27 protein-coding genes and 1 pseudogene are annotated in these 25945 nt (G+C 66.9%); 14 read left to right on the forward strand and 14 right to left on the reverse strand.

Translation table 11 applies throughout. From position 1 onward, the window contains the following. Positions 1-230 precede the first annotated feature (230 nt). The gene (locus tag E3U26_RS23785; RefSeq protein WP_499106904.1) at positions 231-974 is read left to right on the forward strand and encodes a hypothetical protein; all 744 of its coding nucleotides are present in this window, start codon (positions 231-233) and stop codon (positions 972-974) included. 26 nt (positions 975-1000) lie between these two features. Here E3U26_RS23785 and E3U26_RS23790 read toward each other — a convergent pair whose 3' ends face one another. From E3U26_RS23790 to E3U26_RS23810, 5 genes and pseudogenes are all read right to left on the reverse strand, one after another. Further along, entirely contained in the window at positions 1001-1435 is a 435-nt protein-coding gene (locus E3U26_RS23790; protein WP_499106905.1) for a CopG family transcriptional regulator, read from the reverse strand. A gap of 10 nt (positions 1436-1445) precedes the next feature. After that, positions 1446-1967: pseudogene (locus tag E3U26_RS23795) on the reverse strand (type IV secretory system conjugative DNA transfer family protein); the annotation flags it as partial. 2 nt (positions 1968-1969) lie between these two features. Next, a protein-coding gene (locus tag E3U26_RS23800; protein ID WP_088238952.1) for an IS5-like element ISPme2 family transposase occupies positions 1970-2757 on the reverse strand; the annotation gives its coding sequence in 2 pieces (ribosomal slippage) (positions 1970-2421 and positions 2421-2757; 789 coding nt in all). 304 nt (positions 2758-3061) lie between these two features. Next, positions 3062-3481 (reverse strand): Zn-ribbon domain-containing OB-fold protein, encoded by a 420-nt coding sequence (locus E3U26_RS23805; RefSeq protein ID WP_499106907.1) that lies wholly within the window; start codon positions 3479-3481, stop codon positions 3062-3064. A 2-nt stretch (positions 3482-3483) separates the two neighbouring features. Beyond that, positions 3484-4764: a thiolase family protein gene (locus tag E3U26_RS23810; protein ID WP_499106908.1), complete on the reverse strand. Its 1281-nt coding sequence runs from the start codon at positions 4762-4764 to the stop codon at positions 3484-3486. Positions 4765-5710: 946 nt separating this feature from the next. Between E3U26_RS23810 and E3U26_RS23815 the strand changes: the two genes are divergently transcribed. Further along, on the forward strand, positions 5711-6520 hold the full coding sequence (locus tag E3U26_RS23815; RefSeq protein ID WP_499106909.1) for a GNAT family N-acetyltransferase: 810 nt from the start codon (positions 5711-5713) through the stop codon (positions 6518-6520). A gap of 6 nt (positions 6521-6526) precedes the next feature. Here the strand turns inward: E3U26_RS23815 and E3U26_RS23820 are convergent, their stop codons facing one another. The 6 genes from E3U26_RS23820 to alr all read right to left on the reverse strand — a co-directional run bounded on the left by E3U26_RS23820 (position 6527) and on the right by alr (position 11694). After that, positions 6527-7456 carry a CNNM metal transporter family protein gene (locus E3U26_RS23820; RefSeq protein WP_499106910.1) on the reverse strand — a complete coding sequence of 310 codons (930 nt, stop codon included), beginning with the start codon at positions 7454-7456 and terminating at the stop codon, positions 6527-6529. Further along, a complete protein-coding gene (gene ybeY / locus E3U26_RS23825) occupies positions 7453-7977 on the reverse strand; it encodes an rRNA maturation RNase YbeY (protein WP_072462988.1) in 525 nt (174 codons plus the stop codon). The genes E3U26_RS23820 and ybeY overlap by 4 nt, the downstream gene beginning before the upstream one ends. Next, positions 7970-9067: a PhoH family protein gene (locus E3U26_RS23830; protein ID WP_036756350.1), complete on the reverse strand. Its 1098-nt coding sequence runs from the start codon at positions 9065-9067 to the stop codon at positions 7970-7972. The genes ybeY and E3U26_RS23830 overlap by 8 nt, the downstream gene beginning before the upstream one ends. 115 nt (positions 9068-9182) lie before the next feature. Then, positions 9183-9920: an ABC transporter ATP-binding protein gene (locus tag E3U26_RS23835; RefSeq protein WP_499106911.1), complete on the reverse strand. Its 738-nt coding sequence runs from the start codon at positions 9918-9920 to the stop codon at positions 9183-9185. Further along, positions 9920-10678 carry an MlaE family ABC transporter permease gene (locus tag E3U26_RS23840; RefSeq protein WP_036756345.1) on the reverse strand — a complete coding sequence of 253 codons (759 nt, stop codon included), beginning with the start codon at positions 10676-10678 and terminating at the stop codon, positions 9920-9922. Before E3U26_RS23840 ends, E3U26_RS23835 begins: the two co-directional genes overlap by 1 nt. Beyond that, the gene (gene alr / locus E3U26_RS23845) at positions 10675-11694 is read right to left on the reverse strand and encodes an alanine racemase (protein ID WP_499106913.1); all 1020 of its coding nucleotides are present in this window, start codon (positions 11692-11694) and stop codon (positions 10675-10677) included. Before alr ends, E3U26_RS23840 begins: the two co-directional genes overlap by 4 nt. 159 nt (positions 11695-11853) lie before the next feature. Between alr and E3U26_RS23850 the strand changes: the two genes are divergently transcribed. The 8 genes from E3U26_RS23850 to E3U26_RS23885 all read left to right on the forward strand — a co-directional run bounded on the left by E3U26_RS23850 (position 11854) and on the right by E3U26_RS23885 (position 18456). Continuing rightward, complete coding sequence (locus E3U26_RS23850) at positions 11854-13386, forward strand: acyl-CoA carboxylase subunit beta (RefSeq protein ID WP_072462991.1); 1533 nt, start codon at positions 11854-11856, stop codon at positions 13384-13386. Between the two features lie 24 nt (positions 13387-13410). Then, positions 13411-14064, forward strand: coding sequence for a DUF6497 family protein (locus tag E3U26_RS23855; protein WP_499106915.1), 654 nt, complete (start codon positions 13411-13413; stop codon positions 14062-14064). 196 nt (positions 14065-14260) lie between these two features. Continuing rightward, positions 14261-14392: a hypothetical protein gene (locus E3U26_RS23860; RefSeq protein ID WP_255469682.1), complete on the forward strand. Its 132-nt coding sequence runs from the start codon at positions 14261-14263 to the stop codon at positions 14390-14392. A 93-nt stretch (positions 14393-14485) separates the two neighbouring features. Further along, entirely contained in the window at positions 14486-14899 is a 414-nt protein-coding gene (locus E3U26_RS23865) for a hypothetical protein (RefSeq protein ID WP_036756333.1), read from the forward strand. A gap of 145 nt (positions 14900-15044) precedes the next feature. Then, on the forward strand, positions 15045-15290 hold the full coding sequence (locus E3U26_RS23870; RefSeq protein ID WP_011749921.1) for a hypothetical protein: 246 nt from the start codon (positions 15045-15047) through the stop codon (positions 15288-15290). Between the two features lie 66 nt (positions 15291-15356). After that, the gene (locus E3U26_RS23875) at positions 15357-15569 is read left to right on the forward strand and encodes a YMGG-like glycine zipper-containing protein (protein ID WP_036756331.1); all 213 of its coding nucleotides are present in this window, start codon (positions 15357-15359) and stop codon (positions 15567-15569) included. 117 nt (positions 15570-15686) lie between these two features. Further along, a complete protein-coding gene (locus E3U26_RS23880) occupies positions 15687-17744 on the forward strand; it encodes an acetyl-CoA carboxylase biotin carboxylase subunit (RefSeq protein ID WP_499106917.1) in 2058 nt (685 codons plus the stop codon). A gap of 49 nt (positions 17745-17793) precedes the next feature. Then, a complete protein-coding gene (locus E3U26_RS23885) occupies positions 17794-18456 on the forward strand; it encodes a hypothetical protein (protein ID WP_449043855.1) in 663 nt (220 codons plus the stop codon). Here E3U26_RS23885 and E3U26_RS23890 read toward each other — a convergent pair. After that, positions 18422-18613: a hypothetical protein gene (locus tag E3U26_RS23890; RefSeq protein ID WP_036756324.1), complete on the reverse strand. Its 192-nt coding sequence runs from the start codon at positions 18611-18613 to the stop codon at positions 18422-18424. The two genes, E3U26_RS23885 and E3U26_RS23890, sit on opposite strands and share 35 nt — an antisense overlap. 102 nt (positions 18614-18715) lie before the next feature. Then, on the reverse strand, positions 18716-19243 hold the full coding sequence (locus E3U26_RS23895; RefSeq protein ID WP_499106919.1) for a DUF4174 domain-containing protein: 528 nt from the start codon (positions 19241-19243) through the stop codon (positions 18716-18718). A 57-nt stretch (positions 19244-19300) separates the two neighbouring features. Between E3U26_RS23895 and scpA the strand changes: the two genes are divergently transcribed. The 4 genes from scpA (at position 19301) to E3U26_RS23915 (ending at position 24262) form a co-directional block, all read left to right on the forward strand. After that, a complete protein-coding gene (gene scpA / locus E3U26_RS23900) occupies positions 19301-21445 on the forward strand; it encodes a methylmalonyl-CoA mutase (RefSeq protein ID WP_072462995.1) in 2145 nt (714 codons plus the stop codon). Between the two features lie 109 nt (positions 21446-21554). Next, positions 21555-22040: a GNAT family N-acetyltransferase gene (locus tag E3U26_RS23905; RefSeq protein ID WP_072463001.1), complete on the forward strand. Its 486-nt coding sequence runs from the start codon at positions 21555-21557 to the stop codon at positions 22038-22040. A 292-nt stretch (positions 22041-22332) separates the two neighbouring features. Beyond that, positions 22333-22866: a hypothetical protein gene (locus E3U26_RS23910; RefSeq protein ID WP_036756314.1), complete on the forward strand. Its 534-nt coding sequence runs from the start codon at positions 22333-22335 to the stop codon at positions 22864-22866. Between the two features lie 79 nt (positions 22867-22945). Then, the gene (locus E3U26_RS23915) at positions 22946-24262 is read left to right on the forward strand and encodes a homoserine dehydrogenase (RefSeq protein ID WP_036756311.1); all 1317 of its coding nucleotides are present in this window, start codon (positions 22946-22948) and stop codon (positions 24260-24262) included. 467 nt (positions 24263-24729) lie between these two features. On the opposite strand, the gene E3U26_RS23920 is transcribed toward E3U26_RS23915, so the two are convergent. Further along, positions 24730-25893: a YncE family protein gene (locus tag E3U26_RS23920; RefSeq protein WP_499106921.1), complete on the reverse strand. Its 1164-nt coding sequence runs from the start codon at positions 25891-25893 to the stop codon at positions 24730-24732. Positions 25894-25945: the final 52 nt, after the last annotated feature.

Here is a 25945-nt window from a genome sequence, read left to right on the forward strand (position 1 = left end):
TGAGTAGAAGAGGCAGAATTCAGGGCATTACAACAACGAGAATGTGGTCGTCGTACTGTGGCGTACAAAGACAGGGAAACGGCGGAACGCCGCCGAGCATCATGGCCGGAGCTACGCTGTTGCGGCGCTGACAATTCGAAGTTTCGGTGCGGATGGGGAAGGTGGAGTATCTACCATGCAATTCTGGAATTGATACTGTCTAAAAATTCTAAGCAAGGGATGGAGATAAAATGAAGTGTGGGATTCTTATTGTTGGTTCGCTCTTGTGGGATGCAGAGACAAAAGGACGGGCAGACTGGCGAAATGAACATCTTGAAATTGGCCAGATGAGACCGGTCCACGCGCCAATATACTATGGTCGAAAATCGACCTCACGCGGCAACACGTTTACGATGACGTTTCGCCGGGATGGCAGATTAGGCGTAGCTCTCGTCGTGCCTTGCAAGCGCGAGATCGAGGTTATCGACGACTTGGTGATCGAGGCACGTGCACTTTGGAAAGCCGAGGCCCCAAAGTCGAAATCTGGCGCGATCGCTAGCGATTGGGGAAGCGTTGGTTGCTTGTTTGGCAATGAAGGTGCTCGTGATTTGTTGTCCGCCGACTGGGGCAATCAATTCAGACGCGCTGGTGGAAAGGAACTTTCGGTAGTAACGGCCGATGGTCAGTTTGACATTCCATGGCCCACGGACGCCGATGACGCACCAGTAGAGCTGGACATCATATTGGCTACCGCAACGATTCCGGAAATCGAGCAGCCTACCGCGAAAGCGGTGGCAGACGCATGGATACGCCAGCGTGATGGCTATGAGCGCTACTTTATCGAGAATGTTCGCAGCGGCATTAGAACTGCTGACGATCTCCACATTTGGGCTCGCATCGAAGAGCAGGCGCCTTCATGGCTGGTAACGGCGGATATCTATACAGAGGCTTTGACGCTGTTGCGCAAGGAGGCAGAGCATATTGATGCTGACTGATTTCGCGAGATTGTCAGCGTGCATGATCACTCTGGATAGCCGGCAGCATCTATGTCCTCTGAAATTTCCTGCCGCAGCTTCGGCCCGCTCGCGAGCCGACGGCCCAGAGCTGCGATGAACGCCTCATATCGCTCGCCGGCCTTGGCCCGGGCGGCCTGAGCAGCAGGCTCGGGCAATGCCGGCGTCGTCGTCAGCCAGAAGCGCACGAAGATGGCCAGCGTCTCGACGGAGATACCGACGTCGCGCTCCATTCGGGTCATGCGCCGGTCGAGCTGGTCGAGCCGCTTGGTGATCGCCGCCTCCTGGCGCTCGGCCGCGTCGGGCGAAAGGAAGGATGCGATGCCGGCCTCGGCGACCAGCGACAGCGAGTGGCCACGCCGGGCTGCGTGCGCGGAGAGGGCCTTCATGACATCGGGCTCGAGGTATACGGAGAGACGCTGCTTCTTGGGAGATTTCGTCATCGCGGCGCTCCTAAAGCTCGATGCCGTCGCCGGGGTCTAGCGAAGCCTGGCGCGCGACCTGCCGCATGCTCTGGTTCATGCGACTGAGGCGCGCGGCGTCGTCATCGGCATCGTCCGCCGGGTCGATCTCGAACTCATTCTCGATCGGCGCCACCTTAGCGATCGGCGGCACGCGGCTCAGCTCGGGCTGGCGGCGGCGCTCGGAATCCGTTGTGTCCTCCTCATCTGGGTTGGTTCCGGTCGCGGGCGCCAGGATCTCTGGCGAAGGTGGCAACGCCAGCTTGCTCCAGTCATCGGACGAGACCACGTCCGGCTTCGCTATGGTGGGCGGCGGCATCACCCGTTCCTGAAACCGGCGATCTTCGTAGTAGCGCGCCTTCTTGGCCCGGATCGGCGGCGTGCCGGCTACCATGACGATCTCGTCAGACGGCGGAAGCTGCATGATCTCGCCCGGCGTGAGCAACTGCCTGGCGGTTTCCGACCGCGACACCATCATGTGGCCGAGCCAGGGCGAAAGCCGATGGCCGGCATAGGTCATGTTGACAAATGGCGGAGCCAGAGGCGGATCGACGTGATGTCGATGAAGCCCAGGAAGCTTTCGGCGGTCTTGTCGTAGCGGGTGGCGACGCGACGGGCATTCTTGAGCTTGTTGAAGCACCGCTCAACGAGATTGCGCAGGCGGTAGAGCCTGCGGTCAACGGCGACCCGTAGCTTCCGGGTTTTGCGCATGGGGATGACCGGCACCACGTCGCGCACCTCCATGGTCTTGCGGATGTTGTCGGAGTCGTAGCCGCGGTCTGCGAGCAGAACGCTTGGCTCGGGCAGGTTGTCAGCCATGACCAGATCGAAGCCGAGGTAGTCCGATGTCTGCCCGGCCGTGATCTCGGTTCTCATGGGCAGGCCTGCCGCATTGACCCGCAGATGGATCTTGGTCGTGAAGCCACCTCGCGAGCGGCCGAAACCTTGGCGCGGAGTCCCCCTTTTGCGCCCGCTGCCTGATGATGAGCGCGAACCACGGTGCTGTCGATCATCTGCAGCGCATCCGGCACGATCCGGCTCTCGTTCAGCGCCTCCAGGATCTGTTCCCACAGCCCCGCCAACGTCCAGCGCCGGAACTGCCGATAGACAGACGACCATTTGCCGAACTCTTCCGGCAGGTCGCGCCAGGGCGACCCCGTTCGGGCGATCCAGAAAATCCCATCCAGAACAAGCCGATGGTTCGTGGGCTTGCGGCCGTTCGGAGAACGGACAGCCAGGATGAAGCGTTCAAAGAACGCCCACTCGTCGTTCGACATCAGGTTTCGTGCCACGCTGGTCTCCATTGCAGATACCAGCTTGAATCACGATCACCGCGCCCGGTGAATCCCTTTTGTCAACACGCCCTAAGGTGGACCGGCCGATAGATACCGATAGTCCAAGGAGTTTTTTCGGCCAAGTCCGCTCTTGAAAACCCAACAATTCAAAAGACTAGGCCTTTGGCGGTATTTCACGGTACGTTGACCCGATATTTTGCTTAATTATATAAGATTCTTATGGCGACGAAAATATCCGAGTGGGAATGAGCGCTAACGGCAGCAGGGGCACAATACCCTTGCTGCCGCTCGCTTCGTTTCTTGCGCGGTCTTGTCAGCCGACGATCCGGTATGCCAGGACAGGGAGGTCGTCCATCTGCAGCGTCTCCGCCTTCACTGGAACCGGGCCGCGCTCGAACAGAGCTCTGAGCGCCTGTGGTGTCGGATCGACGCCGAGAATGATCGCCTGGACGATCGGCCCCTCCTTCAATCGGATATGGCCGTAGACATAAGGCGCGATCTTCTCGAACCGCGGATGGCAGGCCGGCGAAATGTTGTGCGATGCTAGCAGAAGCGTGGCGTCGCCGCTCAGTTCGACCGGCGTTACGTCCCAACTGCCGCAATGTTCGCAGCATCCGGTCGGCGGGAAGGTGTAGCCGCCGCAATCTTTGCAGGTGATCGCCCGGAAGACGCCCTTGGCGAGCCCTTCATAATAGGAGCGAATGGCGCTCGGTTGTTCGGCAATGGTCGACATGGTCAAATGCTCCCGAGAACGACGACGGTACCGATCATGGCGTAGCCGTGCGTGTGGATAACGGAGATCTCCGGCGGCTTCTTGATTTGCCGCGGCCCGGCTTGGCCCCGCATCTGCAGGACGGCCTCATAGGTGTCGGTGCCAGCGCTGGCGCCCCACGCATGGCCAAAGGCGTGGCGACCGCCGTGGGTCGACATCGGCCGGTCGCCGTCAAAGCGCAGCCGCCCGTCGCGTGCTGCGTTCAGTCCCTTGCCGGGTTCGAGGTAGCCGGTCGCCTCGGCGGTGCAGATCCCGGAGATGTGCGAGCAGTCGTGGGTATGCAGGTAGTCGATATCGGCAGGTTTGATGCCGGCCATCTCGAAAGCGGTATCGATCGCGCGGCGGTCGAACTCCCAATATGTCGGGTCTTCGCCGTACCAGGGCAGGTCGCTGTAGCTGATGCCGAAGCCTTTGAGTTCGACCGGCGGCGACTTGCCGCCCTTGGCCAGATCGGCGCGGGTGATCACCATGGCCGACGCGCCGTCGGCGGTCGTCACCAGGCTGAGCAGCCGTGACGGCCAAGCGACGAAGGGATTGTGTTCGTCGGACCGCCAATAGTCGAACGGATCGGAGAAGCCTTCCCTCTTGGCGCGATCTTCGAGCTTTTCCTGGATGTTGGCCTTGGGATTCATCGAACCGTGCAAACGCCGAGTCTTGCAGAGCTCGAACATGCTGCGATCGAAATCCTCGATCGACATGCCGTATTTGCGGCAGTAGCCCAGCGCGACCAGACCGTTATAGGTCGAAAAGATGTCGTAGCCCTGCGGCACGCCATAGGCTTGGTTGACCGCCATGTCGGTCCACAGCCATGTCTGCTGGTGCGAGATCGGTTCGCGCTCGTAGGGACTGAAATCTTTCACTTTGGTGCGCGTGGTCTCCAACCCGTAGACCAGTACGGTATCGTAGACGCCGGCCGCGACCGCCATTGCGGCGAGCGCCGCGCCGACATTGGTGGTCGAGCATTGCGCCTCGAAATGGACGCCGGCCTTGAACTGGGTGCCCGTCCACTTCGACAGCTGCGAATAGGTGCCGGGCACCTGCGAACTGTGCACCATCGCATTGCCGGCGAATACCGCATCGACGTCCTGCCCGGTCAGCCCAGCGTCATCAAGCGCCTCCTTGACCGCACGCGCCGTCAACTCCTGGATCGTCGTGCCCTTGAGCTCGGGCGTCTCAAGCAGATCACCGAAGCGCGAGCAGCCGACGCCCGATATCGCAATTCGTTCCCGTAATTTTCCTATCATAAGACAACCCCTTTCATGGCCTGCCGCCTTTGCGTGACAATGGCGGCGAGCTTAGCTTCCACGAAATTCAGTCCTGCATGGCACATGAACCGCTCCGGCAGTACGGAATAGCGTCAGCCGACCACGACGGGGCGCCCCATGCATTGATCTGGATCAACGAGGTCAAAAAGAGAAATACGACGTCCGATCTCCGCGGACGAAATCCGCGCCGGTGAACGACACGCTTTGCGCTCGGGCGGACCGTAGATCGCCGTCGACCAATTGAGCACGCGCGGCACTTTCCAACGCGTACCACCGTTCCGGCGTTGGAATATGGTGGCGATCACAGGTCTTCCTCAACGCCGTAACCGAACGCGATAATCTGCGGCAACTTTGGCCATGGGTTTGGACCAAACCTGTTCGCAAAGCTCGTCCCGAGAAGCTGTCTTCGCCCTCCGAACCTCTGTCGTCCATGCAATGCGCTTGATCCCAGCCCGCCATCCAGCGATTTAGGATCGAGGTGCGAGCATTGGTTTTTGCCGGTTTTGACGGTACTTTATCGGCACGTCGGATTCCACGTTTGCGGTTTATGCCTCACTGCGAAGCGGCCGATAGATGCCGATAGTTCACAGAATTTTTTCATGCCTTCGAATTCCGAAAAAAATAGCAAAATCAAGAGACTAACTTTTTAACGGCCCCGGTCACGGCGCTGGGGGCCGAAAAGGAAGTTTTCTGCAGGAAAATCAATTACTTATGTCGGGAAAAATATTAGAGTGGGAATGACCCCGAGGGGCGGCCACTGCGCCGCCCTTTTCGTTTCAGGGGCCGCATTCGGGGCAAGGCGCGGCTTTGCAAATTGACAAGGGCGGCGCAATGCCGCCCGATAAGGTTATCGCTGCTAACGGTTCCGGCCGCGGGAAGCCGCCGTCGTCCATCGTTGCGGCCTGTTCACGACGAGGATCTTGCCATGAGTTGCGCCTGCGGACAGAACCACAACCACGCCCCCCCGCCCATCCTGGGCGGCGAGGAGATCCCCCTGGAAAAACCGCTGGTCTCGCTGACCGGCCGGCTGATCTGCAAGGATGCGGCCCAGATGATGCTGGCCATGGACCTGCTGACCGAGCATGTCGCGCTGAGCCGGGCCGAACCCGGCAACCTGCGCTTCGACCTGTGGCAGTCCGAGGATCCGCTGGTCTGGGAACTGAACGAGCTTTACGCCGGCGACGAGGCTTTCGAAGCGCATCGTGCCCGGCTGGAACATAGCCGCTGGGGCCGCGAGAGCCACGGCATCGGGCGCGATTTCACCCGCAGCGATCCCCTGCCGCGCATCCGGGCCGAGCTGGCGCATGATCGCGCCGCGGTGTCCGACCTGCTGGCGCGCGCCTTCGACGACCCGGCCGAGGCGCGGTTGGTCGAGGCCCTGCGCGGGGCCGGCGACCTTGCGCTGTCGCTGGTGGCCGAGGCCGAGGGCACGGTGATCGGCCATATCGCTCTGTCGCCGCTGGCGGCCGAGGGGCCGGCCCTGGCGCTGGCGCCGCTGGCGGTGCATCCCGCCGTGCAGTCGCGCGGCATCGGCACGGCGCTGGTCCGCGCCGCCCTGGCGGCATTCGACGACCATACCATCGTGGTGCTGGGCGATCCGGCCTATTACCGCCGCTTCGGCTTTGTCCCGGCCGACCTGGAATCGCCCTATGCCGGGCCGCATCTGATGGCGCTGGGGCCGCGGCTGCCCGCAGGCAGCCGCATCGTCCATGCGCCGGCCTTCGCCGGGCTCTGAGCCGGCTCAGCCTTCGGCCGGGGGTGGCGGCTCGGGTTGCGGCAACCGCAGCCGCACCCGCTTGACCCGGCGCGGATCGGCGTCGATGATCTCGAACTCGGCGCCGCTTTCATGCGGGATCACCTCGCCGCGCACCGGCACGCGGCCGGTCAGCATGAAGATCAGCCCGCCCAGCGTGTCGATCTCATCCTCTTCCTCGTCGGTGGCCAGGCGCAGGCCGGTCTGGGCCTCGACATCCTCCAGCGCGGCGCGGGCCTGGATCAGCCATTGGCCGGGCTGTTCCTGGATCACCAGGCCGCCTTCGATCTCGTCATGCTCGTCCTCGATCTCGCCGATGACCTGTTCGATCAGATCCTCGATGGTGACGAGCCCGTCCACGCCGCCATATTCGTCGATCACCAGCGCCATGTGGATGCGCTTCTGCTGCATCTGCTGCAGGAGAACGCCGATGGGCATCGAGGGCGGCACGTAAAGCAGCGGCCGCAACATCGGGCGCAGCGCGAACTTGACCGGAGCCTTGGCGCCGAAGCCGTATTTCAGCGCCAGATCCTTCAGGTGGATCAGCCCCAGCGGGCTGTCCAGCGTGCCGCGAAACACCGGGATGCGGGAAAAGCCGTGTTCGCGGAACATCTCGACCAGTTCGGGCAGGGTGGCCGTGACCGGCGCGGCGACGATCTCGGCCTTGGGCACGGCCACGTCGTCGACGCGCATCCGCCGCAGGTTGACCATCCCCGGAACGCCCGCCGGCGGGGCGGCAGGGCCCCTGTCGCGGGCCTCGGCGCCGGCCGGCTCGGCCTCGCCGCCGCCGAATGCGCCCAGGATGCGCCCCAGAAAGCCGCGCGATTGCGGCAGGTCACGCCCGTCCCCGCCTGTGCCATCCGCCCATGAGGCGGGTTCGGCGGAAACGGGCGTGTCGGGACTTCGGTCGTTGGTCATGTCTCATGTTCCAGGTAAGGGTCGGGGATGCCCAGCTTGCCCAGGATCGAGCGTTCGGCATCCTCCATGGTTTCGGCATCCTCGTCGTCGATATGGTCATAGCCTGCAAGATGCAGCATGGCATGGACCAGCAGATGCATGGCGTGATCGGCGAAGGGCTTGCCCTGCGCCTCGGCCTCGCGCAGGCAGGTGTCGTAGGCGATGGCGATGTCGCCCAGTTCCTCGACCTCGGGCGGTTCGGGATGGGCGCCGGGCAGGCGCGCATCGAACTCGACCGCGGGCCAGCTCAGCACGTTGGTCGGCTTGGGCTTGCCGCGGAACTCGGCGTTCAGCGCGGCGATGCGGGCGTCGTCGCAGCCCATGACGACGATCTGGAACGCGCCCAGATCCAGCCATTCGCCGACCGCGCGCGCGGCGCGCTCGGCCATGGCGGGCAGGCCGGCGTCCTCCCAGCGGTCGTCCTCCAGCACGATGTCGACGATCTCCAGCGCCTCGTCGGGCGCATCGGCGCTGTCAGGCATCGCCCTGCCCCCCCGAGGCCAGCCGCGGCTCGCGCCGCGGGATGCGCTGGCCGCGCTCGTCGAAGATCTCGCCGCGGGCCAGCGCCGCCTCGGCCTCGGCGTCATAGGCCTCGATGATGCGGGCGACCAGCGTATGGCGCACCACGTCCTTGGCGGTGAAATAGCTGAAGCTGATGCCCTTGATGTCCTTGAGGATCTTTTCGGCCTCGACCAGGCCGGAATGCACGCCGCGCGGCAGGTCGATCTGGGTGCGGTCGCCGGTCACGACCATGCGCGAGCCCTCGCCCAGCCGGGTCAGGAACATCTTCATCTGCATGGTGGTGGCGTTCTGCGCCTCGTCCAGCACCACGAAGCTGTTCGACAGCGTGCGGCCGCGCATGAAGGCCAGGGGCGCGATCTCGATGCGCTTTTCCTCCATCAGCTTCTGCACCTGCTTGGCCGGCAGGAAGTCGTTCAGAGCGTCATAGAGCGGCTGCATGTAGGGATCGACCTTTTCCTTCATGTCGCCTGGCAGGAAGCCCAGCCGCTCGCCCGCCTCGACGGCGGGGCGCGACAGGATGATGCGATCCACATGGCCGCCGATCAGCATGGTCACGCCCACGGCCACCGCCAGATAGGTCTTGCCGGTGCCGGCCGGGCCGATGCCGAAGGCCAGCTCGTTGGCGAACAGCGCGCGGACATAGTCCTTTTGCGCATCGGTGCGCGGCTCGACGGTCTTCTTGCGGGTGCGCAGCTCGATCGGGCCGGTCTGGAACATCTCCAGCTGCTCGGCCGGGCTGGGGCCGTCGACCACCGTCTCGGCCCCCATGCGCAGCGCCGCCTCGACCTCGGCCATCTCGACCGGGCGGCCCTGCTCCAGCCGGGCGTAAAGCGCGCGCAGCACCTGCGCCGCCTCGGCCTGGGCCTCGACCGGACCCACGACGGACAGAAGGTTGCCGCGTCGCAGGATATGCACCTTCAGCGCCTCCTCGATCCGCGCGAGATAGCGGTCATGCGGGCCGCAGAGGTCGATCAGCAGCCGGTTGTCGTGAAATTCCAGCAGGGTTTCGCCGGGGGTCGCGGTCGCGGGATGCGTAGGGGTCAGACCCAAATTCGTCTCCGAGGTGGGGTTCTCAGTAACTCATGGTTGCAACTGAGCGGGATTCGCACAAGGGGGGCGGGCCCGCAGTTTCGGATTTGCCGTCGATTCGGCGAAAAAACGGACATCACGCCTGCGGCCCGCGCGCCATGGGCCGGGCGCGCCCTGCGACGAAATCACGCAGGTAATCGTCCTCGGCCGCGTCCATTTCCGCCACCCCTCCCTGCCAGCGGACCCGTCCGCGATCCAACAGCGCCACCCGGTCGGCGATGGCGCGCACCGAGCTCATGTCATGGGTGATGGTGATGGCGGTGGCGCCGGTCTCGTCGACGATGCCGCGGATCAGCGCATTGATCGCCGCGGCCCGGACAGGGTCCAGCCCGGTCGTCGGCTCGTCGAAGAAGATCACCTTCGGGTCGGCGGCGATGGCGCGGGCCAGCCCGGCGCGCTTGCGCATCCCGCCCGAGAGTTCCGCCGGGAAAAGATCCGCCACCTCGGGGCCCAGGCCGACGCGGGCCAGCTTTTCGATGGCGATGGTGCGGGCGCGCGCCTTGGGCATGGTCCGCAGCAGGCGAAAGGCGACATTGCGCCAGACCGGCAGGCTGTCGAACAGCGCCGCGTTCTGGAACAGCATGCCGAAGCCCTCCATGAAGGCGGCGCGCCGGCCGGCCAGCGGCTGGCCCTGCCACAAGACCGCGCCGGCATCGGGCGTCTCCAGCCCCAGGATGCAGCGCAAAAGCACCGATTTCCCGGTGCCCGAGCCGCCGATGACCACCAGGCTTTCGCCCTGGGCCAGGTCCAGCTCGACCCCGTCCAGCACCCACTTGGCGCCATAGGCTTTGCAAATCCCCCGCACCGCCAGCATCAGAAGAACAGCCCCGTCAGCGCGAAATTCGCAGCCAGGATGCCGACCGAGGCGGCGACCACGGCATTGGTCGTAGCCCGTCCGACGCCCGCGGCACCGCCCGCCGCCGTCATGCCGAACCAGCAGCCCGACAGCGCCACGATCAGCCCGAACACGGCGCCCTTCAGCAGGCCCGAGACCACGTCCCAGCTTTCCAGATAGGCCCAGGAATTGGACAGGTAGATCGCCGAGTTGAACCCCAGCGCATTCACCCCGATCAGCCAGCCGCCCATGATGCCGATCACGTCGCCCACGCCGACCAGCACCGGCACGCACAGCAGCGCCGCCCACAGCCGGGGCGAGACCAGCCAGCCCATGGGATCGGTGGACAGCGTCACCAGCGCATCGATCTGTTCGGTGACGCGCATGGTGCCCAGCTCGGCGGCGATGGCGCTGGCGACGCGGGCCGCGACCATCAGCCCGCCCAGGACCGGGCCCAGTTCGCGCGCCATGCCGATGGCGACGATGGCCGGCACCACGTCGCCGGCCTGGAAGCGCTCGCCCCCGGAATGGATCTGCAAGGCCAGCGCCGCGCCGGTGAACAGCGCCGTCAGCCCGACCACCGGCAGCGACAGCCAGCCGATCTGCATGACCTGCCGCGCCAGCTCCGCCGGATGCTGCCCGATGCCGGCCAGGCCGCGCAGGGCAAAGATCGTCACCCGCCCGGTCAGCCGGGTCAGACCGATCACCGCCCTGCCGGTCAGCCGGGCCGGGTTCACAGCCAGAGACGCTCGTAGCGCCGGCCCAGCGAGGTCAGGATCTCGTATCCGATGGTGCCCGACAGCGCCGCCAGGGCGTCCACGCCCTGCCGCGCGTTCAGGATCTCCAGCGCCGGGGGCACGTCGGGCAGGTCGGTCACGTCGACGGTGATCAGGTCCATCGAGATGCGGCCGATCACCGGGCAGGCGCGCTTGCCCGACCAGAGCGTCAGCTTGCCGTCCCGCGCCAGGGCCCGCGCCAGCCCGTCGGCATAGCCCGCCGCCACCGTCGCCACCCGCGACGGCCGCGCGGCCGTCCAGGCATAGCCGTAGCCCACGGATTCGCCGGGGCGCACCTCGCGCGTCTGGATCACCGGCAAGGCCAGCGTGACCACGGGCTGCGCATCGCCGAACGGCTCGCCGCCGTAAAGCCCGATGCCCGGCCGCACCAGGTCGAAATGATAGTCCGGCCCCAGCAGGATGCCCCCCGTCGCGGCCAGCGAGCGCGGCACGGCCACGCCCTCGGTCATGGCGCGGAAGGCGGCGAGTTGCTGGGCATTGGCCGGGTGGGCCGGCTCGTCGGCGCAGGCCAGGTGCGACATGATCAGCGCCGGGCCGGCCGCCAGGGCCTCGGTGCGGATGGCGGCCCATTCGCCGGGCTCGATCCCCAGCCGGTTCATGCCGCTGTCCAGCTGGATGCCGAAAGGCCCGCGCGGCCGCAGCGCCCGGTCGCGGAAGAACTGCTCGGGACTGTTCAGCAGCGGGATCAGCCCGGCCAGGTCCGCGCCCTCCATATGGCCCGACAGCACGAAGATGCGCGCATCCTCGGGCAAAAGCGGCCGGATCGCCCGCCCCTCGCCGGCCAGCGCCACGAAGAAATCCCGCGCCCCCGCCGCGTAAAGCGCCGGGGCCACGCGATCCGCGCCCAGACCATAGGCGTCGGCCTTGACCACCGCCGCCGCCCGCACGCCCTGGGCCTTGGCCGCGAGCGCTTTCCAATTGGCCACGACGGCCGCAAGATCAATGACGAGTCCCATGGCAGCGGCATGGCTCTTGCCCTTGCCCGCGTCAAGGGTTTTAGCAATTTTGCTGTTTGCAGGGAAATTATCTAGCATATTTTGCAAATATTCGCCTTTCCGCTTCCCGCACCCGCGCCAAGCCGGTAGTTTGCGCCAAACCGGAAAGGGAGACGGCTCATGAAGGACATCCTGGGCGAACTGGAATCGCGCCGCCGCGATGCGCGGCTGGGCGGCGGGCAGCGGCGCATCGACGCCCAGCACGCCCGCGGCAAGCTGACCGCGCGCGAGCGGCTCGAGCTGTTGCTGGACGAGGGGTCGTTCGAGGAATTCGACATGTTCGTCCGCCACCGCTCGACCGATTTCGGCATGGAGGAGGATCGTCCCTATGGCGACGGCGTCGTCACCGGCTGGGGCACGATCAACGGCCGCATGGTCTATGTGTTCTCGCAGGACTTCACCGTCTTCGGCGGCTCGCTGTCGGAAACCCATGCGCAGAAGATCTGCAAGATCATGGACATGGCGGTGCAGAACGGCGCGCCGGTGATCGGGCTGAACGATTCCGGCGGCGCGCGGATCCAGGAGGGCGTGGCCAGCCTTGCCGGCTATGCCGACGTGTTCCAGCGCAACATCATGGCCTCGGGCGTGGTGCCGCAGATCAGCGTCATCATGGGCCCCTGCGCCGGCGGCGCGGTCTATTCGCCGGCGATGACCGACTTCATCTTCATGGTCAAGGACACCAGCTACATGTTCGTGACCGGCCCGGACGTGGTCAAGACGGTGACGAACGAGGTGGTGACGGCCGAACAGCTGGGCGGCGCCTCGACCCATACCAAGAAAAGCTCGGTCGCCGACGGCGCCTTCGAAAACGACGTCGAGGCCATGTCGGAAATCCGCCGGCTGGTCGACTTCCTGCCGCTCAACAACCGCGAAAAGGCGCCGAGCCGGCCGTTCTTCGACGACCCGGCCCGCGTCGAATCCAGCCTCGACACGCTGATCCCCGACAACCCGAACCAGCCCTACGACATGAAGGAGCTGATCCTGAAGGTCGCGGACGAGGGCGATTTCTACGAGATCCAAAAGGATTTCGCCGCCAATATCATCACCGGCTTCATCCGCATCGAGGGCCAGACCGTCGGCGTCGTCGCCAACCAGCCGATGGTGCTGGCCGGCTGCCTCGACATCGACTCGAGCCGCAAGGCCGCGCGCTTCGTGCGCTTCTGCGACGCCTTCGAGATCCCGATCCTGACCTTCGTGGACGTGCCGGGCTTCCTGCCGGGCACCGGGCAGGAATATGGCGGCGTCATCAAGCATGGCGCCAAGCTGCTCTTTGCCTATGGCGAGGCGACGGTGCCGAAAGTGACCGTCATCACCCGCAAGGCCTATGGCGGGGCCTATGACGTCATGGCCTCCAAGCACCTGCGCGGCGATTTCAACTATGCCTGGCCCACGGCGGAAATCGCGGTGATGGGCGCCAAGGGCGCGGTCGAGATCCTGTATCGCAGCGAGCTGGGCGATACCGACAAGATCGCCAACCGCACCAAGGATTACGAGGACCGCTTTGCCAATCCCTTCGTCGCCGCCGAGAAAGGCTTCATCGACGAGGTGATCCAGCCGCATTCGACCCGCCGCCGCGTCGCGCGCGCCTTTGCCAGCCTGCGCGGCAAGAAGCTGTCGAACCCCTGGAAGAAGCACGACAACATCCCGCTGTAACGGCGGGAGACCGAGGGAGGAAACATGTCGGAAGTTGCGGTGATCGGCCTTGCGCTGGTGCCCTCGGTCGTTCTGGCCAGGTTGGCCGGCGCCGCCCTCGCGCAAGAGCCGGGGGCGGACATCACCCTGCCCTCGGGCGCGGTGGTGCGCTGGCTGGAGACCCGCCACGACAATTCCGGCGGCATGGGCCTGACCTATCGCTTTCGCTTCGTCATGCCCGACCTGGCGCAGCGCGTGCCCGCGACCGTCGGTCCCGCCTCGGACTTTGCGCCGGACGAGGCGCGCGCGCCGATCGAGATCGACACCGAAAGCGACGAGGCCTGGGAGGACGAGGCCGATGACGGGCTGATCGACCCGGCCACGCTGGAGGATCTGGCCCAGGCGGACCTTCCCGACCCGGCCGACGAAGAGGCCGCCGACGCCCTGGTCGGCGCCGCGGTCCTGCCCGCCGCGCCCGATGTGCTGGCCCAGGATCCGGTGCATGAGGACATCGTCTGGCTGTGCGAGAACTGGGCCCTGCCCCGCATCGCCGCCCCCGCGCCGCGGCCCAGCCAGATCGTCATCAGCCTGGCCGATCGCGAGATCCCCTTTGGCGCCTTCGACCCCGAGGCGGTGCAGGTCTTCGAGGCGTTCGGCCTGCCGCCCGACCGCGACGCCTGCGAATGGGAGCCGTGGTGATGTCTGCGGTGATGCCCGCCCTTTGCCACCCTGATGCAAGCCTGCCACAGCGCCAGGCACCCGCACGACTGCGGCCTCAACGCGCCTGTCGGCGCTTCGCGGCGCTGGCTATCATGCCGCCGCGGTCGCATGAGGCGGCCGAATCTCAACCGAGCAGTCGGGACTTGTCGGTCCCGCATCACAGGAGCACGACGACATGTCGAAAAAGCTTGCACTCGCCCTCGTCCTGGTCGGCCTCGCCGCAGCCTGCGCCAAGAAAGAGCCGGAAGTCGCCCCGATTCCGGTCCAGCCCGAGCCTGTTTTCCAGGGCAAATACGGCGCCAACTAAGCCATTGGCCGCGCGCGGGCTGCCTGGCGGCCCGCGCCATCTGCGTTCCGCCCGGCCCCCGCGCGACAACGCAATCCTGCAAGGGGGCAAGACATGCTGAAGCATCGCGGCTTTCCGGGCCGCCTTCCCGGCACCGATTTCCAGTTCATCATCCGCCGCGCCAACAAGAAGGGCGCGACACCCCTGGTCCGGCGCGAGCGCTATCGCGACCGCAAGCCGGCCGACCGCCGCGCCGATACCGCCTTCCTGGCGGCCTTGATCCAGCATTTCGGCGAGGAACCCTTTGCCCGCGGCAACCTGGATGCCGGGCGGCTGTCCTGGCTGATCGGCCGCGAGGTGATCGCGGTCGGCAAGCTTGATCCCACCGATTACGACCAGCTGCTGCGCGTCGACATGAAGCGCGCCGAGGCAAGCTTTCCCGAGCTTTTCGCCCAGGACGCCCCGGAGTTCGACTGGGACGATGCCGGCTGGGACGAGGGCGACTGGGACGACGAGGACGAAGACTGATGGCCGGCCGAAGGATGGGCGGATTGCCGCGTAGTCTTGTCTTTTCACACCGTTGTCAGTTTCTTCCGGGGTGGGCGCGTGCAATATTGTGCGCACCTCTATCACCAACGGCCCGGAAGCGGGTCCATAATACAGGCAAAACGCTATGCAAAAATCCGTCATCCTTCGTCTTTCCGGCGCGGTCCTGCTGGTCGCCGGCCTTGCCGCCTGCGAACAGGGCTATGGCGGCGGCTCGACCCTTTCGCCCGACGCGCAGCGCGCGGCCGGCGGCGCGCTGGCCGGTGCGGCCGTGGCAAAGATCATCGACGGTGACGTGGCCACCGGCGCGCTCATCGGCGCCGCGGGCGGTGCGCTCTGCGACGACGCCGGCGTCTGCCAGCGCCGCTACTGATTTCAACAGGGCGGCAGGCGCTGCACCGACGGCTCGCGCCGCCGCCCGCATCCCGGAGCAAACGAGATGTCCAAGAAACTCGTCCTCGTGCTTGGCCTCGGTCTGTTTGGCCTGGCCGGCTGCACCCAAGGCATCAATCCGACCGACATGGACCGCGGCATCATCGGTGCCGGTGTCGGCGCAACCGCTGCCCATGTGGGCGGCCATGATGTCGCCAAGGGCGCGGCGATCGGCGCCGTCGCCGGTGCGCTTTGCGACGACGTGCGGCTGTGCCAATAACGCCTTCGCCACGCTGACGGCGCGCCCGCGCGCGCCGGCCCAGCCTTTTTCCAGCCGTCCCGGCAGCCTGCCGGGGCGGCTTTTTCACGTTCGGGATCTGCCCCAAGGGAAAGAAGCATGTTCAAGAAAATCCTGATCGCCAACCGGGGCGAGATCGCCTGCCGGGTCATCAAGACCGCCAAGAAGATGGGCATCCAGACCGTCGCCGTCTATTCCGACGCCGACCGCAATGCGCTGCATGTCAAGATGGCCGACGAGGCGATCCACATCGGCCCGCCGCCCGCGAACCAGTCCTATATCGTGATCGACAAGATCATGGAGGCGATCCGCCGGACCGGCGCCGAGGCGGTGCATCCCGGCTATGGCTTCCTGTCCGAGAACATGAAATTCGCCGAGGCGCTGGAGAAGGAAGGCGTCACCTTCATCGGCCCGCCCTCGCCCGCCATCGAGGCGATGGGCGACAAGATCACCTCGAAGAAACTGGCGCAGGAGGCCGGGGTCAGCACGGTTCCGGGCTACATGGGCCTGATCGCCGATGCCGACGAGGCGGTGAAGATCTCGGGCCAGATCGGCTATCCGGTGATGATCAAGGCCAGCGCCGGCGGCGGCGGCAAGGGCATGCGCATCGCCTGGAACGACCAGGAGGCGCGCGAGGGCTTCGAATCCTCGAAGAACGAGGCGGCGAACAGCTTTGGCGACGACCGCATCTTCATCGAGAAATTCGTCACCCAGCCCCGGCATATCGAGATCCAGGTGCTGGCCGACAAGCACGGCAATTGCGTCTATCTGCATGAGCGCGAATGCTCGATCCAGCGCCGCAACCAGAAGGTGATCGAAGAGGCGCCCTCGCCCTTCCTGGACGAGGCGACGCGCAAGGCCATGGGCGAGCAGGCCTGCGCGCTGGCCAAGGCGGTAGGCTACACCTCGGCCGGCACGGTCGAGTTCATCGTCGATGCGCAGAAGAACTTCTACTTCCTGGAAATGAACACCCGCCTGCAGGTCGAGCATCCGGTGACGGAACTGATCACCGGCATCGACCTGGTCGAGCAGATGATCCGCGTCGCCGCGGGCGAGCCGCTGCCCTTTGCCCAGGCGGACCTGAAGATCAACGGCTGGGCCATCGAAAGCCGGCTTTACGCCGAGGATCCCTATCGCAACTTCCTGCCCTCGATCGGGCGGCTGACCCGCTATCGCCCGCCGGCCGAGACCGCGGCCGGCCCAATGCAGGCCGCCGACACCTGGGTGCCCGCCCATCCCGGCGACCACCCGCCGGCGGCCGCGACCGGGGTGCGCAACGATACCGGCGTCTACGAGGGCGGCGAGATCAGCATGTATTACGACCCGATGATCGCCAAGCTCTGCACCTGGGCGCCGAACCGGGCCGAGGCCATCGAGCAGATGCGCCTGGCGCTGGACGAGTTCGAGGTCGAGGGCATCGGCCACAACCTGCCCTTCCTGTCGGCGGTGATGGACCATCCGAAATTCGTCTCGGGCGACATTTCCACGGCCTTCATCGCCGAGGAATATCCCGACGGCTTCCTGGGCGCGACCCTGCCCGAGGCCGAGATCACCCGCGTCGCCGCCTCGGCCGCGGCCATGCATCGCGTGGCGGAGATCCGCCGCACCCGCATCTCGGGGCGGCTCGACAACCATGAACGCCATGTGGGCGAGCATTGGGTCGTCTTCGTCGCCGGCAAGGAGATCCCGGTGCGCATCACCGCCGACCGCCAGGGCTCGACGGTCGAGATCGACGGGCGCAAGCTGCGGGTCGAAAGCGACTGGCTGCCCGGTCAGTCGCTGGCGCGGCTGTCGGTCGATGGCGCCCCCCTGGTGATGAAGGTGGACCGGCTGCCCTCGGGCTTCCGGCTGCGGGTGCGGGGCGCCGACCTCAAGACCTATGTGCGCCGTCCGCGCGCCGCCGAGCTGGCGCGGCTGATGCCCGAGAAGCTGCCGCCCGACACCTCGAAATTCCTGCTTTGCCCGATGCCGGGCCTGGTGGTCAGGATCAATGTCGAGGCCGGGGACGAGGTGCAGGAGGGCCAGGCGCTGGCCACGGTCGAGGCGATGAAGATGGAAAACATCCTGCGCGCCGAAAAGAAGGCCGTGGTGAAATCCGTGAACGCCAAGCCGGGCGAAAGCCTCAAGGTCGATGACGTGATCATCGAGTTCGAGTGACGGGAAACCGCCGGGCGCCCGCCAGCGCCCGGCACGAGGATCGGGAACCATGCCGCTTCTGGACGACTATCTCAGCCCCCATGCGCAGCAGGCGTTGATCGCCGGGCTGTTCATCGCCGCGGGCTGGTGGGTCGTCGCCTTCCAGAACCGCCGGCGCGACGCCAAGCTGCGCGCCGAGCGGGTCGGCGACGTGCAGCGCGCGCTGCTGGCCGAGATCCGCGCCCATGTCGTGGCGCTGGAAGCGCAGCGGCTGGACGAGGACGAGGCGCAGCGGCTGCTGGACAGCCTGCGCGACAGCGGCCGGGTGCCGGTGATCCCGACCCAGGCCAACGACCGGATCTTTGCCGCCATCCTCGACGAGGTGCATGTCCTTCCGGCCTCGGTCATCGACCCGGTCGTGACCTATTACCGGCAGCTTTCCGTCATGGCCGCCTTTGCCGAGGCGATCCGCAGCCAGGCCAGGAAGGACGCGGCCCGCGCGGTCGAGATGTTCGGGGATTACCTGGGACTGACCGAGGCGGCGCGCGAGACCGGGCACGAGGCGATGCGGCTGCTCATGGCCAGCATCTTCGGCGGCGAGCGGGCGGTTCAGGAATTGCTGCAACAGGAGGAACGGACGAGCGCCGGGCGCATCGCCGCCACCCTGCCCGGCGAGTTGGCGGAACTGCGCGACCGCCTCAGTAGGCGATCTTCGGACCGGAGCGGCCTTTGATGGGTTTCAGACCGACGATGATGGCCATCTCATTGGCGGTGCGGGCACGGGCCAGCCGCTCGGCCAGCGAGGCCGCGACCGGGCCCGGCTTGGGCTGGCCGGACACCGTCGCCGGGGCGGGTTCTTCCGTCGCGCGCAGCAAGGGCGTTTTGGCCATCGAGCTTCTCCTTGTCACCGGGCATCCGTGCGGCCCTGCCCCCAAGATAATGCCTGGGCGGCCGTCCCGCAACGGAATCGCTGCGATTTTCGCCATGCCGCGTCACGGCAGGCCGGCGCGGCCGATTTCCTGCAGGCGCAGCGGGAACTTGTCGATGGCCCGCGTGATCTCGCGCACCGACCAGGGCACGGGCTTGCGCTGCTTGACCTGGCCGTCCTTGTCCATCAGCACCAGCGAAAACCCCTCGGGGCGCAATTGCCGGCGCCAGATGCTTGCCGCCGCCGGCTCGGTATCGGTAACGACCACCACGTCGCGGGCGATCAGCGGCGCCGGGTCGCGCTGCAAGGCGGCCAGCTGCTCGATGAAGGCCGGATCGGCGGCGGTATCGGCAAAGATCACCACCGGCCGGGCCTGCCACCTGAACTCGGCCGGATCGGCCTCGGCGGCGGGCAGCACCGTCAATGCGCCCGCAGGCGTTTCGGGACGCGCGGGCGTCCCCGTCTCGCTGCGCGCGGCGGGCACTTCGCCGCGGACATATGGGCGATGGCCGTCGGCCTCGCCTTCGGGCCTTGGACCCATCGCCGCCACCAGCGGCACCACGACCAGCAAAATCAACCGTTTCAGTTTCATCGCCCCCTCTTCTCCTCATTCATATAAGAGCCGAGGGGCCATGGGAAAGGATGCAAGATGACCGAAAGCACGAAAGCCGCCCTCGATGAATGGCGCCGGCTCGCCAGCAAGGAGCTGAAAGGCGCCGATCCCGACAGCCTGACCTGGCACACGCTGGAGGGGATCGAGGTCAAGCCGCTTTACACCGAGGCGGACGTGAAGAGCCTGGATCACCTGGGCAGCCTGCCCGGCATCGAGCCCTTCACCCGCGGCCCGCGCGCCACCATGTATGCCGGCCGGCCCTGGACCATCCGGCAATATGCCGGCTTCTCGACGGCCGAGGAATCGAACGCCTTCTATCGCAAGGCGCTGGCCGCCGGGCAGCAGGGCGTCTCGGTCGCCTTCGACCTGGCGACGCACCGCGGCTATGACAGCGACCACCCCCGCGTCGAGGGCGACGTGGGCAAGGCCGGCGTCGCCATCGACAGCGTCGAGGACATGAAGATCCTGTTCGACGGCATCCCGCTGGACAAGGTGTCGGTCTCGATGACCATGAACGGCGCGGTGATCCCGATCCTGGCGAATTTCATCGTCACCGGCGAGGAACAGGGCCATTCCCGCGCCGTGCTGTCGGGCACGATCCAGAACGACATCCTCAAGGAGTTCATGGTCCGCAACACCTATATCTATCCGCCCGAGCCCTCGATGCGGATCATCGCGGACATCATCGAATACACCTCGAACGAGATGCCCAAGTTCAACTCGATCTCGATCTCGGGCTATCACATGCAGGAGGCGGGGGCGAACCTGGTGCAGGAGCTGGCCTATACGCTGGCCGACGGGCGCGAATACGTCCGCGCCGCGCTGAAGGCCGGCATGGACGTGGACCAGTTCGCCGGGCGGCTGTCCTTCTTCTTCGCCATCGGCATGAACTTCTTCATGGAGGCGGCCAAGCTGCGCGCCGCCCGCCTGCTGTGGACGCGGATCATGAAGGAATTCGACCCCAAGAAGCCGGGCAGCCTGATGCTGCGCACGCATTGCCAGACCTCGGGCGTCAGCCTGCAAGAGCAGGATCCCTACAACAACGTGGTCCGCACCGCCTATGAGGCGATGGCGGCGGCGCTGGGGGGCACGCAGTCGCTGCACACCAACGCGCTGGACGAGGCCATCGCGCTGCCGACCGAGTTCAGCGCCCGCATCGCCCGCAACACCCAGTTGATCCTGCAGGAGGAAACCGGCATCACCCATGTCGTCGATCCGCTGGCGGGCAGCTATTACGTCGAGAGCCTGACCGCGCAGCTGGCCGAGAAGGCCTGGGCGCTGATCGAGGAGGTCGAGGCCATGGGCGGCATGACCAAGGCCGTCGCCTCGGGCATGCCCAAGCTGCGCATCGAGGAGACGGCGGCCCGCCGCCAGGCCCAGATCGACCGCGGCGAGGAGGTGATCGTCGGCGTGAACAAGTATCGCCTGGCCAAGGAGGATCCGATCGACATCCTCGACATCGACAACATGAAGGTGCGCGACGCTCAGATCGCGCGGCTGCACAAGATGCGCGAGACGCGGGACGAGGCCAAATGCCAGGCGGCGCTGGCCGAACTGTCGCGCCGGGCGAAGGAAGGCGGCAACCTGCTGGAAGCCGCGGTCGAAGCCGCGCGGGCGCGCGCTTCTGTGGGAGAGATCAGCATGGCGATGGAAAAGGAATTCGGCCGCCACCGCGCCGAGGTCAAGACCCTGGCCGGCGTCTATGGCGCCGCCTATGAGGGCGACGACGGTTTCGCGCAGATCCAGCGCGACGTCGAGGCCTTCGCCGAGGAGGAAGGTCGCCGCCCGCGCATGCTGGTGGTCAAGATGGGCCAGGACGGCCACGACCGCGGCGCCAAGGTGATCGCCACCGCCTTCGCCGACATCGGCTTCGACGTCGACGTGGGGCCGCTGTTCCAGACCCCCGAGGAAGCGGCGCAGGACGCCATCGACAACGACGTGCATGTGGTGGGGATTTCCTCGCAGGCGGCGGGCCACAAGACCCTGGCGCCCAAGCTGATCGCGGCGCTGAAGGAGCAGGGCGCGGGCGACATCATCGTGATCTGCGGCGGCGTGATCCCGCAGCAGGATTACGATTTCCTGAAGAAGGCCGGCGTGAAGGCGATCTTCGGGCCGGGGACCAACATCCCCGCGGCGGCGCGCGACATCCTGGGCCTGATCCGCGCGGCGCGGGCGGCATGACAAGCCTGCGGCCGGGGCGCCCGGCGTCGCGGCCGCAGGAGTATTTGGGGAACGAAGAAGCGCGCGGCCCTTGCCCGATGGGCGGCGCGGGGAGGGAGGCCCGGCAATGATGCTGCGTCCTGTTGCCGAGGGGGACATTCCGGCGATCCTGGCGTTCTGGAACCCGCTGATCCGCGAGACCACGATCACCTTTTCCAGCGAGGAGAGGACGGCAGAGGGGCTGGCGCGGATGATCGCCGGCCGCCGGGCCGCCGGGCGGGCGTTCCTGGTCGCCGAAGAGGCGGGCGCGGTGCTGGGGCTGGCGAGCTATGACCAGTTTCGCGCCGGCAACGGCTATGCCCATTGCATGGAGCATACCGTGATCCTGTCCCCCGCCGCGCGCGGGCGCGGGGTCGGCCGGGCGCTGATGGCGGCACTGGAGGATCACGCCCGCGCCGGGGGCGCGCATGGCATGATCGCCGCCGTCTCGGCCGAGAACGGCGCCGGTCTCGCCTTTCACCGCGCCATCGGCTATCGCCAGGTCGGGCTGGTGCCGCAGGCGGGGCGCAAGTTCGGCCGTTGGCTGGACCTGGTGCTGCTGCAAAAGATGCTCTGACCCGGCTTGCCTGCCGCCGGGCGCTATGGAAAACTCGTGCCCGGCAGCGCGGGGACAGGATGGACGACGGCAGGGGCAGGCAGATCACCGGCATCGCAGGCAACGGAAAAATCGGCCGCAAAGACATTTTCTTGAGACGCGGGGCGCCCCGAGGGGCCGTGGCCTGCTTGCCGCCCGATGCGGTCCCGCTGCGCGCTCGCGCGCCGCTTGAACCCCGGCGGGCGGCATTCGGCGGGCCGCGGCCTGTGGGCCTGGGCCATGGCCTGCTTCCCCTCGCCCCTATCGGTGCATCATGGCCAGGATAGGCGCGCCGCCCGAGACGCATTACACCCTGCCGCCGGATTTCGCCGCAGCCCTGGGGCAATGCGTGGCGAATTTCGGCTGGCTCGAGGAGATCATCAAGCGCACCATCTATGCGCTGGACCGCGCGCGGCTGGCCGACGACCTGACCGAGGAAGAGCTGCAAAGCTGGCTGACCCGCATGGTCTCGATCGCCGACGATTCCATGGGCACGCTGATCGAGCAGCTCGACGCCGCCATGCGCCGCTATCCCGGCCTGCGCGACCGCAACCGCATCACCGACCGGCTGGCCGAGATCCGCCTGCAGCGCAACCTGCTGTGCCATGCCTCGTGGCGGCCGACCGAGGACAAGGCGCGCTGGCACCCCGCCTTCGTCAACACCAAGGGCGAGGTGCAGCGCCAGCCCCTGGGCATCGCCGACCTGGAGGTCATCCGCGCCGACACGGTCGAGATCGGCACCCGCGTGCTGCGGGTGATGCGGGCGACCGGCGTGCGGGGCTATTGGGCGGGCGACGACGAGGCCTGAGCCGCGGCCGGCAGCCATGCGCGTTGCAACGTGCCGCGCCATCCGCTAACACCGCATCGTCCATAGATAAGAGTTTCATATGTCCGCCCAGAACCAGGGGCAAAACGCCTCTCCGCTTCGTCTCGGCATCGCTGGCCTCGGGACGGTCGGCACCGGCACCGTCAAGATCATCCAGAAACACGCCGCCCTGCTGGCCCTGCGCGCCGGCCGGCCGATCACCGTCACCGCCGTCTGCGCCCGCGACCGGCGCAAGAACCGCGACCTGGACCTGTCCGGCTATGGCTGGGAAGAGGACGCCCGTGCGCTCGCGCTGCGCGAGGACGTGGATGTCTTCGTCGAGCTGATCGGCGGCGACGAGGGCATCGCCCGCGAGGCGGTGACGGCCGCGCTGCGCGCCGGCAAGGACGTGGTGACGGCCAACAAGGCGCTGCTGGCGATCCACGGCCAGGAGCTGGCGGAACTGGCCGAGGCCAATGGCCGGGTGATCCGTTTCGAGGCCGCGGTGGCGGGCGGCATCCCGGTGATCAAGGCGATGACCGAATCGCTTTCCGGCAACGAGATCCGCCGCGTCATGGGCGTCATGAACGGCACCTGCAACTATATCCTGACCCGGATGGAAAGCGCCGGCCTGCCCTATGAGGAGGTCTTCGAGGAGGCGCGGCAGCTGGGCTATCTGGAGGCCGATCCGACGCTGGACGTCGGCGGCATCGACGCCAGCCACAAGCTGGCAATCCTGTCGGCGATCGCCTTCGGCACCCGGCCCAGCTTCGACGCGGTCGAGATCGAGGGCATCGAGCGGGTCAGCATCGACGACATCCGCCGCGCCGCCGACATGGGCTATCGCATCAAGCTTCTGGGCGTGGCGCAGATGACCGGGCGCGGGCTGGAACAGCGCATGTCGCCCTGCCTGGTGCCCGCCGACAGCCCGCTGGGGCAGTTGCAGGGCGGCACCAACATGGTGGTGATCGAGGGCGATGCGGTCGGCCAGATCGTGCTGCGCGGCGCCGGGGCCGGCGAGGGCCCGACCGCCAGCGCGGTGATGTCCGACGTGGTCGAGATCGCGCGCGGCGTGCGCATGCCGAGCTTCGGCCAGCCGGCGGCGACGCTGGCCCGCCCGCAGCCGGCGCGCACGGCGGTGCCGGCGGCCTATTACATCCGCCTGCAACTGACCGACAAGCCGGGGGCGCTGGCCAAGGTGGCGACGGTCCTGGGCGATGCGGGCATCTCGATCGACCGCATGCGGCAATACGGCCATTCCCGCACCGAAGGGGTGGCGCCGGTGCTGATCGTCACCCACAAGACCACGCCCGAGGCCATCGACCATGCCATCGAGGCCCTGCCCCGCACCGGCGTCATCGCCGGCGAGCCGGTCGAGCTGCGGATCGAAGAGGTCTAAGGCCGCCAACTGGCTGCATGGCGACAGGAGCGGTGGAAGCATCGAAGCCGGAGCGCGGTGGCCTTTGCGGCCGGGATTTCCCCTGCCGCCCGCAACGGGCCGGTGATCGCAGGACCACCGCCCCGACGCGCAAGAGGTGAAGACGGCGAAAGGTTCGCCACCAGCGGCCGTCCCCTGGCGATCAATCCCTTAGGGGGCGGGGCTTGCCCTGCGCGTGGCTGCGAAATGCAGTCAGTCGTCGGAACCCCGCCAAGGACGCATCAAGCATCGCCCCCCGCCGGGATCGAAAACCTCGGCCAGGGCGGCGCCGGATCGGATCGCCGGACCATCCCGGCCCATCGGATCGGCCGCGCCGGGGCGGGATCAGGCCCGCCCCGCCATGATAAATCCGGGCCGGCCGCTTCGCCGGGAGGACCGGTGGTCGGAAACCGGCCCAAGCCCTTGCGAAGCGGCCAGCGGGCCGAGGCTTATTCGTCCCCTTCGCCCAGCCTTTCCAGGTCGATGCGCAGCAGCGAATCCAGCGCGCCCTCGCGATAGTCCGGGTGGTCCTTGTCATGCGGGGCCTTGACCGTCACGAACAGGGTCCGGCCGTCCTCGCTGACCTCCAGGCTGTTGGGATGGCTGGGCAGCGGGATGCGCTGCTTGACCGCATAGTCCTGCGCATCGATCACTGCCAGGCCGCCGGTGCCGGCCTTGTTCTCGCGCTCGACCCCGCGCCAGGTGGCGTAGATCTCGGACCGCGCCGGGTTATAGGCCACGTCCAGCATGCCGGAGCCGACCGGAACCTGCTTGGCCACCTTGGCCCCGGCGATGTCGAAGACGTAAAGCGCGCCCTGGTTGGCATCGGCCGCAAACAGGCGCTGGCCCTCGGCGTCGATCGCCAGGTTCACGAGGAAATGCTGCGAGGCCTCGGCCCCTTCCTCGGTGGTGTCGCCGGTCGAGATCGCGCCGACCCGCGCGCCGGCCGCGTCGATCACCGCGATCTCCTCGATGCCGCCGCCGCCGGCGTAGAAGCGCCCGGCAGCCGCGTCATAGGCGGCGCCGGCGGTCCAGAGCCCGCCCTCGATCCGGTGCAAGAGTTCCCCCGCCTTGGTGTCCACGATCCAGGTCACGCCCTTCTGGCCGGGGCTGGTGACGAAGGCGAGGCCCTTTTCCTCGTCCAGCGCGATCATGCGGGTATGCTCGAAGCCCTCGCCCTCGGGCTGGCCAAGCTGGATGGTGTCGAGGATCTGCCCGCCCTTCGCGTCGATCACGGTCAGCGAGCCGTCCAGCGTATTGCCGGCGTAAAGCCGCCCCGCGCTGCGGTCCAGCGCCAGCGCGAAGGGCCGGCGCGGCAGCTGGATCTGCCGGATCGGGTGCAGGTCCGCGGCGTCCAGCACATGGATGAAGCCCGGCGTGCCCTTGTCGAAGCTGGGCACCGAGGCGACGAAGACCAGCCCGGCCTCGGCCCAATGCACGGCCTCGTAGGCGCCGGGGATGGAATCGGTGCGGATCACGGCGGGGGCGAACTGGGCCATGCTCATGGCTTCGGGCTCGGCGGGCGCGTCCTGCGCGGCGGCGGGCATGGCCAGCGCCAGCGCCATCAGCGCAGGCAGCGCCATGCGCCATGCGGTCCGGGTCTTGGGGGTCATCGTCATTCTCCTGTTCGGGGCCGCAAGGGCGGCGGTTCGGGGAAAGGCTGGC

The sequence above is a fragment of the Paracoccus ferrooxidans genome, assembly GCF_029909815.1.
In the GTDB taxonomy this organism is placed as follows: Bacteria; Pseudomonadota; Alphaproteobacteria; order Rhodobacterales; family Rhodobacteraceae; genus Paracoccus; species Paracoccus versutus.